Source organism: Achromobacter sp. DMS1 (genome assembly GCF_001270295.1).
Genome location: NZ_LHSJ01000281.1, coordinates 1 through 9,208, shown reverse-complemented (window position 1 = coordinate 9,208; position 9,208 = coordinate 1). Strand labels below are relative to the sequence as shown.

7 protein-coding genes and 3 pseudogenes are annotated in these 9,208 nt (G+C 68.8%); 4 read left to right on the top strand and 6 right to left on the bottom strand.

Annotated features, from left to right (window positions below; genetic code table 11):
- On the top strand, positions 1 to 403 hold a 403-nt coding region (locus tag AD428_RS22445), incomplete at its 5' end, for a sulfite exporter TauE/SafE family protein (protein WP_152968198.1).
- Positions 404 to 580: 177 nt separating this feature from the next.
- Positions 581 to 793, top strand: a complete 213-nt coding sequence (locus tag AD428_RS22440) for a hypothetical protein (RefSeq protein ID WP_053246644.1) — start codon at positions 581 to 583, stop codon at positions 791 to 793.
- Positions 794 to 932: 139 nt separating this feature from the next.
- Here the strand turns inward: AD428_RS22440 and AD428_RS22435 are convergent, their stop codons facing one another.
- Complete coding sequence (locus tag AD428_RS22435) at positions 933 to 1,889, bottom strand: 2-hydroxyacid dehydrogenase (RefSeq protein ID WP_053246643.1); 957 nt, start codon at positions 1,887 to 1,889, stop codon at positions 933 to 935.
- A gap of 91 nt (positions 1,890 to 1,980) precedes the next feature.
- Complete coding sequence (locus AD428_RS22430) at positions 1,981 to 2,955, bottom strand: Bug family tripartite tricarboxylate transporter substrate binding protein (protein WP_053246642.1); 975 nt, start codon at positions 2,953 to 2,955, stop codon at positions 1,981 to 1,983.
- Between the two features lie 214 nt (positions 2,956 to 3,169).
- On the opposite strand from AD428_RS22430, the pseudogene AD428_RS22425 reads away from it, so the two are divergent.
- Positions 3,170 to 4,005 (top strand): annotated as a pseudogene (locus AD428_RS22425) (dihydrodipicolinate synthase family protein); the annotation flags it as partial.
- Position 4,006: 1 nt separating this feature from the next.
- Here AD428_RS22425 and AD428_RS28590 read toward each other — a convergent pair.
- On the bottom strand, positions 4,007 to 4,135 hold a 129-nt coding region (locus tag AD428_RS28590), incomplete at its 3' end, for a LysR family transcriptional regulator (protein ID WP_235491077.1).
- 124 nt (positions 4,136 to 4,259) lie between these two features.
- Between AD428_RS28590 and lysA the strand changes: the two genes are divergently transcribed.
- Positions 4,260 to 5,495 (top strand): diaminopimelate decarboxylase, encoded by a 1,236-nt coding sequence (lysA, locus tag AD428_RS22420; protein ID WP_053246641.1) that lies wholly within the window; start codon positions 4,260 to 4,262, stop codon positions 5,493 to 5,495.
- Positions 5,496 to 5,501: 6 nt separating this feature from the next.
- Here the strand turns inward: lysA and garL are convergent, their stop codons facing one another.
- The 3 genes and pseudogenes from garL to araD form a co-directional block, all read right to left on the bottom strand.
- Positions 5,502 to 6,269: a 2-dehydro-3-deoxyglucarate aldolase gene (gene garL, locus AD428_RS22415; protein ID WP_053246640.1), complete on the bottom strand. Its 768-nt coding sequence runs from the start codon at positions 6,267 to 6,269 to the stop codon at positions 5,502 to 5,504.
- A 69-nt stretch (positions 6,270 to 6,338) separates the two neighbouring features.
- A pseudogene (locus AD428_RS22410) lies at positions 6,339 to 7,294 on the bottom strand (Bug family tripartite tricarboxylate transporter substrate binding protein).
- 95 nt (positions 7,295 to 7,389) lie between these two features.
- A pseudogene (gene araD / locus AD428_RS22405) lies at positions 7,390 to 9,133 on the bottom strand (L-arabinonate dehydratase).
- Between the last annotated feature and the right edge of the window lie 75 nt (positions 9,134 to 9,208).

The following is a 9,208-nucleotide window of genomic DNA, read 5'->3' as shown; positions in this document are numbered from 1 at the left end:
GCGCCGGAGCGCCCCGCCGCAAGCCGGCGCCGGCCCCGCGCCGGCGTTCACGCCGCGCCGCGCCTGCGTGCTGGGCATGCTGTGCGGCACGCTGGGCGGCTTCTTCGGCGTGGGCGGCGCGGTGCTGGCCGTGCCCATCATCACCTCGGTCTTCCGCCTGCCGCAGACCTCGGCGCAGGCGCTCGCGCTGTCGATGGTGATTCCCGGCTCGACCATCGCGCTGGCCACTTACGGATGGGCGGGGCAGGCCGACTGGCTGGTCGGCCTGCCGCTGGCGCTGGGCAGCCTGCTGTTCGTGCCGGTGGGCGTGCGCCTGGCCTACCGGCTTCCTGAAAAAAAGCTGAGAGCATGTTTTGCGGCCATGCTGTTCGCCACGGTGGCGCTGCTGGTGTTCGAGGCCTGAGCTTTCGGATTGATGACGCGGAAATGACGAGGCGTTAACAGCGGAAAAAAAGTGCGCTTGCGTGAACCTTCGGCCGCGGCCGGCCTCCAACGCTTTACAAGGCCGTGCGGCGATGGCGCCGCGCCTTGCGGATGCAAGACCCGCCGGTCTTTCATCGTGTATTCAGGAGCTCATGAAATGACGACTCACTCCCGCATTGCCGCTTTTCTTTCCACCTCGGCCCTGTGCCTGGGCCTGGCCGCCGCGCCGGCGGCCTTCGCAGCCGGCGCCGAGGGCACGGCCAAGGCTTCCGCCTCGAAGTCCCAGACGCACAAGCATCACAAGGCCGGCAAGACCGCCAAGCATGAGCACGCCGGAGCCAAGCAGGCTCCCGCCGCGCCGGCGAAGTAAGCCGCCGCCCGGGCCGCAGGCCCGTTCTCGTTCCTTTGCAAGGTTTTTCCGCGTCCTCGGGCGCGAAAAACGAAAAGCCTCCCGGTATGGGCGCCGGGAGGCTTTTTTCATCCGGGCGGCCGCCCGCCTTGCGCCGGGCTCATTCCGCCGGCGTGATGACCCGGCCGGTTTCGAAGAACGCGCGCAGGTTGTCGAGCATGAGGTCTTCCATGGCCATGCGGGTTTCGCGCGTGGCGCTGCCGATGTGCGGCAGCAGCACCGCGTTGTCGCTCTGGATCAGCGCCTGCGGCACCTTGGGCTCGTGCTCGAACACGTCGAGCGCGGCGCAGCCCAGCTTGCCGGCTTCGAGCGCCGCCACCAGCGCGGCTTCGTCGATGACGGGACCGCGCGCGATGTTCACGATGATGCCCTGCGGGCCCAGGGCTTCGAGCACTTCGCGGTCGACCAGGTGGCGCGTGCCCGCGCCGCCCACCGTGGCCACGACGAGGAAGTCGGCCCATTGCGCCAGGTCTTTGAGCGACGCCTCGTAGCCGTAGTCCGTGTCGGCGCGCGGCTTGCGGTTGTGGTAGCGGACTTCCATGTCGAAGCCGGCGCCGCGCCGCGCGATGGCCAGGCCGATGCGGCCCAGCCCCAGGATACCCAGCTTCTTGCCGCTGACGCGCGTGCCCAGCGGGATGCTGCCATGCACCTGGCCCCATTGCCCCGCGCGCACGAAGCGCTCGCCCTGGCCCATGCGGCGCGCGCCGGCGATGAGCAGCCCCCAGGCCAGGTCCGCCACGCAATCGGTGAGCACGTCCGGCGTGTTGCTGACCTGGATGCCGCGCGCCTTGGCCGCGGCTACGTCGATGGTTTCGTAGCCCACGCCCCAGCTACAGATGGCCTTGAGATCGGGCAGGGCGTTGATGAGCTCGGCGTTCGCGCCGAAGTTGGCGGAGGTGACCACGGCGGTCACGCCCTTGCCGTGCTCGGCCAGGGCCTGCTTGCGGTCGGGGTGCTTCCAGAGTTCGAACACGTCGTACTGCTCGGCCAGGCGCTGGTTGGCCGAAGGGGAGCCGGCCAGCGAGCCGACCTGGATGATGCGATGCTTGGTGGTCATGGTGTGTTGCGTGTGAGTGGCGAAAAGACCATGCTACTTGATCCGCGCTTTCGGGGCGCTGGCGGACGCGGCGCGCCCGCCGCGGGCGGCCTCATTCGAGCTGGATGCCGCTTTTCTGGATGACGTCCTTCCAGCGTTTGACCTCGGCCTGCTGGAAGGCGGCGAACTGTTGCGGCGTATTGGCCACGACTTCGAATCCCAGCCCTTGCAGCGTGGCTTTGACCTTGGGCTCGCCGAGCGTGGCGCGCAGGGCCTCGGAGAGCTTCTGCACCACGTTCCGGGGCGTGCCCCTGGGCACGGCGAAACCTTGCCACGAATACACCACCATGTCTTTGATGCCGGCCTCGGCCAGCGTGGGCACGTCGGGCAGCTCGGGCGCGCGGGACTCGCCGGTGATGGCCAGGGCCTTGAGCTTGCCCGCCTTGATGTGGGTCTGCACCGCGCCCAGGTTCTGGAACGACACGTTCACCTGCCCGCCGATCAGGTCGGCGATGGCCGCGCCGCCTCCGCGGTAGGGCACGTCCACGCCGGTGCTGCCGGTGCGCTGGCGGAACAGCACGGCGGAAAGATGGTCGGATGAGCCCGTGCCCGACGAGGCGTACGACACCTTGCCGGGATTCTTCTTGGCATAGGCCACCAGCTCCGCCACGGTACTGGCGGGAAACGCGGGCGAGGCCACCAGCACGTTGGGATTGCGCACCGCCTGCGTCAGGTACTCGAAGTCCTTGCTGGGGTTATAGGCCAGGCTCTTGTACAGCGCCTCATTGATGGCGAAGGTGCCGATCGAGCCCACCATCATGGTGTAGCCGTCGGGCGTGGCGCGCGCCAGCGCCTGCGCGCCGATGGCGCTGTTGGCGCCCGGCTTGTTCTCGACCACGAAGGTCTGGCCGAGCCGCTGCGACAGGCCGGGCGTGACGGCGCGTGCGGTGATGTCGGAAGACCCGCCCGGCACGAAGGGCACGATCATGGTGACGGGTTTGTCGGGGTAGCCGGCGGCGCGGGCCGCCGGGGCCGCAAGCAGGACGGCGGCGCCGGCCGCGGCGATGGCGTTGATGAGTTTGTTCACGATGTCTCCTGGTTCGCGCGATAGGAATCGGGCCGCCGCCCGCGCGTGGCGGCCGTCTCTTTGACGGGAGGGCGCGGGGCGGGCCCGGCGCGTGCTCGGACTGTTTCGTGATGCTCGCCTACTTGTTAAACAAATATATGTATTGAGTTGTAGGTTGTCAACCAAGTATACTTTTTCCATCGCACAGCCGCCCGTCCCTTGCAGAGGAGCTTCCATGAAAACCACGCCCGTCACCGCCCAGGACCTGCAGCGTTCGGTCATTGCCGTGCCGCCGCTGGCGCGCCACGAAGACCTGTCCCTGAACGAGGCGGCCAACGGCGCGCTGCTCGCGCATCTGGAAGCGGGCGGGGTGCGCAACGTCATGTACGGGGGCAACGCCAACTTCTACAACGTGGGCGTGAGCGAATACGCGCGCATCGTGGACATGCTGGCCGGGCTGGCGGGCGAAGACACCTGGATCCTGCCCTCGGTGGGCCCCGACTACGGCAAGATGATGGACCAGGCGGCCATCCTGCGTTCGCGCGCCTTTCCGACGGCCATGCTGCTGCCCATGTCCTTTCCCTGGACCGACGAGGGTCTGGCGGCGGGCATCCGCCGCTTCACCGATGCGCTCGGCAAGCCGGCGGTGGTGTATATCAAGTCCGCCGACTATCTCGCGCCGGCCACGGTGGCCCGGCTCATCGAGGAAGGCCGCATCGTGGCGCTGAAGTACGCGGTGGTGCGCGCCGATCCGGCGCAGGACGCCTACCTGTCCGCGCTGCGCCAGGCGGTGGACGCGCGCTGGATCGTCAGCGGCATCGGCGAGCGCCCCGCCATCGCGCACTGGCGCGAGTTCGGCCTGCGCAGCTTCACCTCGGGCTCGGTCTGCGTGGCGCCGCGCGGGTCCATGCGGCTGCTGCGCCTGCTGGGCGCAGGCCGCTACGACGAGGCGGAGGCGGTGCGGCAGCGCTACCTGCCGCTGGAAGACTGCCGCGACGAGGTCAGCCCCATCCGCGTGCTGCACGACGCGGTGACGCTGGCCGGCGTGGCCGACATGGGGCCCATGCTGCCNCTCCAGCCGGGCCAGCTCGCGGCTCACGGTCGGCTGCGAGGTGCGCAGCAACTCGGCCGCCCGCGTGGCGCTGCCGGCGAGCATCAGTGCGCGGAACAGCTCGACATGCCGGTGCGATAGCTGGCTCATGTATATCAGATATGAATGAATGCTTTAATAGAAGGCATTTTACGGCATGGGGATTTCGCGTCATGATGGCGCCCTCCCGCGCCGGAAAGACCGGCGCGCATTTTCTTTCCGAGACGCATCAGACATGGCTTTCGATCCCCGCCAGCTTTCCGACCTCGCCGAACGCTACGGCACCCCGCTCTGGGTCTACGACGCGGCGGTCATCCGCGAACGCATCGGGCAGCTCCGCCAGTTCGACACCCTCCGCTACGCGCAGAAAGCCTGCTCCAACATCCATATCCTGAAGCTCATGCGGGAAGCGGGCACGGTGGTGGACGCGGTGTCGCTGGGCGAAATCCAGCGCAGCCTGGCGGCGGGCTTTCGCCCCGGCGGCGAGCCCGAGGGCATCGTCTTCACCGCGGACCTCATCGATCACGCCACCATGGCCGCCGTGCGCGAGCACGGCATTACCGTGAACGCGGGCTCGCTGGACATGCTGGAACGGGTGGGCATCCAGTCGCCCGGCCATCGCGTGTGGCTGCGCATCAACCCCGGATTCGGCCACGGCCACAGCAACAAGACCAACACCGGCGGCCCGCAGAGCAAGCACGGCATCTGGATCGGAGACACCGGACGGGCGCTGGACATCGTGCGCCGCCACGGCCTGAAGCTGGTCGGCATCCACATGCACATCGGCTCGGGCGTGGACTACGGCCATCTCTCGCAGGTCTGCGACGCCATGGTGCAAACGGTGGCGGGGCTGGGCCACGACATCGAAGCCATCTCGGCGGGCGGCGGCCTGTCGATCCCGTACCGCGAGGGAGAGCCGCGCATCGACACCGCGCACTACTTCGCGCAATGGGACGCGGCCCGCAAGCGCATCGAGGCGCAGCTGGGCCACGCCGTGCGGCTGGAAATCGAACCCGGCCGCTTCCTGGTGGCCGAGGCGGGCGTGCTGGTGGCGGAGGTGCATGCGCTGAGCGGCCGCCCCGGGCGCGATTTCGCGCTGGTGGACGCGGGCTTCAATGACCTGATGCGGCCGGCCATGTACGGCAGCCACCACCGCATCGAGGTGCACGCGCGCGGCGATGCGGCGCTCGACGGCGCCCTGGCGCCGCTGACCGTGGCCGGCCCGCTGTGCGAGTCCGGGGACGTGTTCACGCAGGACGCCGGCGGCGTGGTATCGGAGCAGGCGCTGCCGCGCCCTCGCGTGGGCGACCTGCTGTTCTTTCATAACGCCGGCGCCTACGGCGCTTCCATGTCTTCCAACTACAACAGCCGGCCGCTGGCGGCCGAGGTGCTGCTCGACGGCGACCGCGCCACGCTGATCCGCCGTCGCCAGACGGTGGACGAGCTGCTGGCGCTGGAAAACACGCGCTGAGCGCGTTCAGGTGGGAAATGCCTCGCGCAGGGCGAAAGTGGCCTGTTTGAACACGCCCAGGTCGGTGCCCACCGCCACGAAGTGCATGCCCATGTCGAGGTAGCGGCGCGCGTCGGCCGCCACCGGGGCCAGGATGCCCACTGCCTTGCCCTGCGCGCTGATGCGCTGGTAGAGGCGGCGGATGGCCTCCTGGACCTCGGGGTGGCCGGGATTGCCCAGATGGCCCAGCGCCGCGGCCAGGTCCGAAGGACCGATGAACACGCCGTCCACGCCCTCCACCGAGGCGATCTCGTCCACGGCTTCGATGCCCGGCCGGCTCTCGATCTGCACCAGCACACAGATGTTGTCATTGATGGTCTGCAGATAGCCCGGCACGGTGCCGTAGCGGTTGCTGCGCTGCGCGCCGGCCACGCCCCGGATGCCCTGCGGCGGATAGCGGGTGGCCGCCACCGCGCGCCGCGCGTCGTCTTCCGACTCCACGAAAGGAATCAGCAGGTTGTAGAAACCGATGTCCAGCAGGCGCTTGATCTCCACGGGGTCGTTCCACGACGGCCGGCCGATGGGCGCGCTGCCGCTGGCCTGCAAGGCCTGCAACTGCTGCAGGAACATGGGCACGTCGTTGGGCGAGTGCTCGCCGTCGAGGAGCAGCCAGTCGAACTCGGCCAGGCCGGCCACCTCGGCCGTGATGTGGCTGGCCATGCACATCCAGAAGCCGATGAGGCGCTCGCGGGCCAGGATGCGTTGGCGGAAACGGTTGGGTAGCGGTGAATTCATTGCTGCATTTGCCTTTCAGGGATGCGGAATCGTAGAGCCGCGGCCGGCCGGGGCCGCGGCGGGAAAAGCTCAGTCCATGCGCGCGCCGGACGCCTTGGCGGCCGCGCCCCACTTGGCGATCTCGTTGCCGACGAAGGCCGAGAACGCCTTGGGGTCGTTGCCCACCACCACGAAGCCTACGCTTTCGAGCTTCTGCCGCGTGGCGGGATCGGCCAGGGCCTTCACCGTAGCCTGGTGCAGCCGCTCGATGACGGCGGGCGGGGTCCGGGCCGGCCGCGCCGACAGGCCGAACCACGATTCGGCCGCGAAGCCAGGATAGCCCGACTCGGCGATGGTGGGCGTGTCGGGATAGGCCGGATTGCGCTTGGCGCTGGCCACGGCCAGCGCGCGCAGCTTGCCGGCCTGCACCTGCGGCAGCAGGTTGTCCTGGTTCAGGAACAACACCGAGACGCGGCCCGCGATGGTGTCGGTGATCGCCGCGGCGCCGCCCTTGTAGGGCACGTGCATCAGGTCGATCTTGGCCGCCTGCTTCAGCATCTCCATGGCGAGATGGCCCGAGGAGCCGTTGCCCGAGCTGGCGTGGGTGTACTTGCCCGGGTTCTCGCGCGCCAGCTTGATGAGCTCGGCGAAGGTGCGCGCCGGAAACTCCGGATTGGCCACCAGCACGTTGGGGCCGGTCGCCAGCAGCGAAATGTGCGAGAAATCCGCGTCGCGGTACGGCATGCTCTGGTAGAGCGCGTAGTTGATGGCGTTGGAGCCCACGCCCGAAAGCAGCAGCGTATGGCCATCGGGCTCGGCCTTGGCGACCGCGTCGGAGCCGATATTGCCGTTGGCCCCGCCCTTGTTCTCGACGATCACCGTCTGTCCCAGCTCCTTGGACAGACCGGCCGCGAGCATGCGGCCCACGGCGTCGGTGCTGCCGCCCGGCGGAAACGGCACCACCAGCTTGACCGGCCGCGACGCCAGTCCCCGCCCTGGGCGCAAGCCGGGCCGCCCAGCGCGGCCAGCGCCGCGAAGGCGGTCATGGCCAGCAGCGGCTGGCGCGCGTCCGCGCGGGATGTAGCGTGGTTCTTCATGGTTTTGTCTCCTCTCTGTGTTGTCGTGGCGCCCGCTGCGCGGGTCAGTGGATTTCGGGCTCGCCGGCCGCGCCGGCCCGCTGTCCGGTCTGCAGGAAATCGAAATCGCAGCCCGTGTCGGCCTGCCCGATGTGCTTGAGGTACAGCACTCCGTAGCCGCGCTCGAAACGCGGCTGCGGCGGCTGCCACGCGGCCTTGCGCGCGGCCAGCTCTTCGTCGGACACCCGCAGCTCGATCTTGCGGCCCGGCACGTCCAGCGAGATGAGATCGCCGTCTTTCACCAACGCGAGCGGGCCGCCCACATAGGATTCGGGCGATACGTGCAGCACGCAGCGCCGTAACTGGTGCCGCTCATGCGGGCGTCGGAGATGCGCACCATGTCGCGCACGCCCTGCTTGAGCAGCTTCTGCGGAATGGGAAGCTGGCCCCATTCCGGCATGCCCGGCGCGCCCTGCGGCCCGGCGTTCTGCAGGACGATGACGCTGTCGGCGTCCACGTCCAGCGCGGGGTCGTCGATGCGCTCGGCCATGTCGTTGTAGTCCTTGAACACCACGGCCCGGCCCGTGTGCACCTGCAGCCGCGCCTCCATGGCGGGCGGCTGATGACCGCGCCGTCCGGCGCCAGGTTGCCGCGCAGCACGGCCAGGCCGTCGCGCTCGATGATGGCCTGCCCGCGCGGGCGGATCACGTCTTCGTTGAAGATGCGCGCGCCGGCGATGTTCCCGCCCAGCGTGCAGCCGTCCACGGTGCGCTGGGACAGGTCCAGCAGATCCTGCATCTGCGCCAGCATGGCCCGCAGGCCGCCCGCGTAATAGAAGTCTTCCATCAGGTACTTGCCCGAGGGGCGCAGGTTCGCCAGCACCGGCGTGCTGCGCGCCAGCGCGTCGAAACGGTCCAGGTCCAGCCCGAAACCGCTGCGCCGCGCCATGGCGATCAGGTGCACCACGGCGTTGGTCGAACCGGACAGCGCCAGCACGGTGCGCACCGCGTTGTCGTAGGATGCCTCGGTCAGCAGGTCGGAGGGCTTGAGGTCTTCCCACACCATCTCGACGATGCGCTTGCCCGACAGGCTGGCCATCTGCGCGTGGCGCGAATCCGGCGCCGGAATGGACGCATAGCCCGACAGGCACAGGCCCAGCGCCTCCACCGCCGACGTCATGGTCGAGGCCGTGCCCATGGTCATGCAATGGCCCGGCGAGCGCGCGATGCCGTCTTCCACGCCCTGCCAGTCTTCTTCGGTGATGTTGCCCGCGCGCAGCTCCGCCCAGTATTTCCAGGTGTCCGAGCCCGACCCCAGCGTGTTGCCGTTCCAGTTGCCGCGCAGCATGGGGCCGGCCGGCACGAAGATCGTGGGCAGGTCCATGGACACCGCGCCCATGATGAGCGCCGGCGTGGTCTTGTCGCAGCCGCCCATCAGCACACAGCCGTCGGCCGGATACGAGCGCAGCAGCTCCTCGGTTTCCATGGCCAGCAGGTTGCGGTAGAGCATGGTGGTGGGCTTCTGGAACGGCTCGGACAGGCTCATCGCCGGCATTTCCACGGGGAAGCCGCCGGCCTGCCAGATGCCGCGCTTGACCTCTTCCACGCGCTGGCGGAAATGGCTGTGACAGGGGTTGATGTCGCTCCAGGTGTTGATGATGGCGATCACCGGCTTGCCCGCGTAGTCGGAGCGGTGATAGCCCATCTGCGCGGTGCGCGAGCGATGGCCGAAGGAACGCAGGTCTTTCACGCCGTACCAGCGGTGGCTGCGCAGTTCTTCGGGTTTTTTGCGGGGTTTGTCTTGGCTCATGTCTCGGATCCTGTGTTCTGGTTATGAAAGCATGCGGGACGCGGTTCAGGCGGGCCCGTCCAGCAGGTATGGCGC

Excerpts from the sequence above, each read along its gene's own strand:
- AD428_RS22440 (WP_053246644.1), top strand. The coding sequence starts at position 581 with ATGACGACTCACTCCCGCATTGCCGCTTTTCTTTCCACCTCGGCCCTG.
- AD428_RS22435 (WP_053246643.1), bottom strand. The coding sequence starts at position 1,889 with ATGACCACCAAGCATCGCATCATCCAGGTCGGCTCGCTGGCCGGCTCC.
- lysA (WP_053246641.1), top strand. The coding sequence starts at position 4,260 with ATGGCTTTCGATCCCCGCCAGCTTTCCGACCTCGCCGAACGCTACGGC.
- garL (WP_053246640.1), bottom strand. The coding sequence starts at position 6,269 with ATGAATTCACCGCTACCCAACCGTTTCCGCCAACGCATCCTGGCCCGC.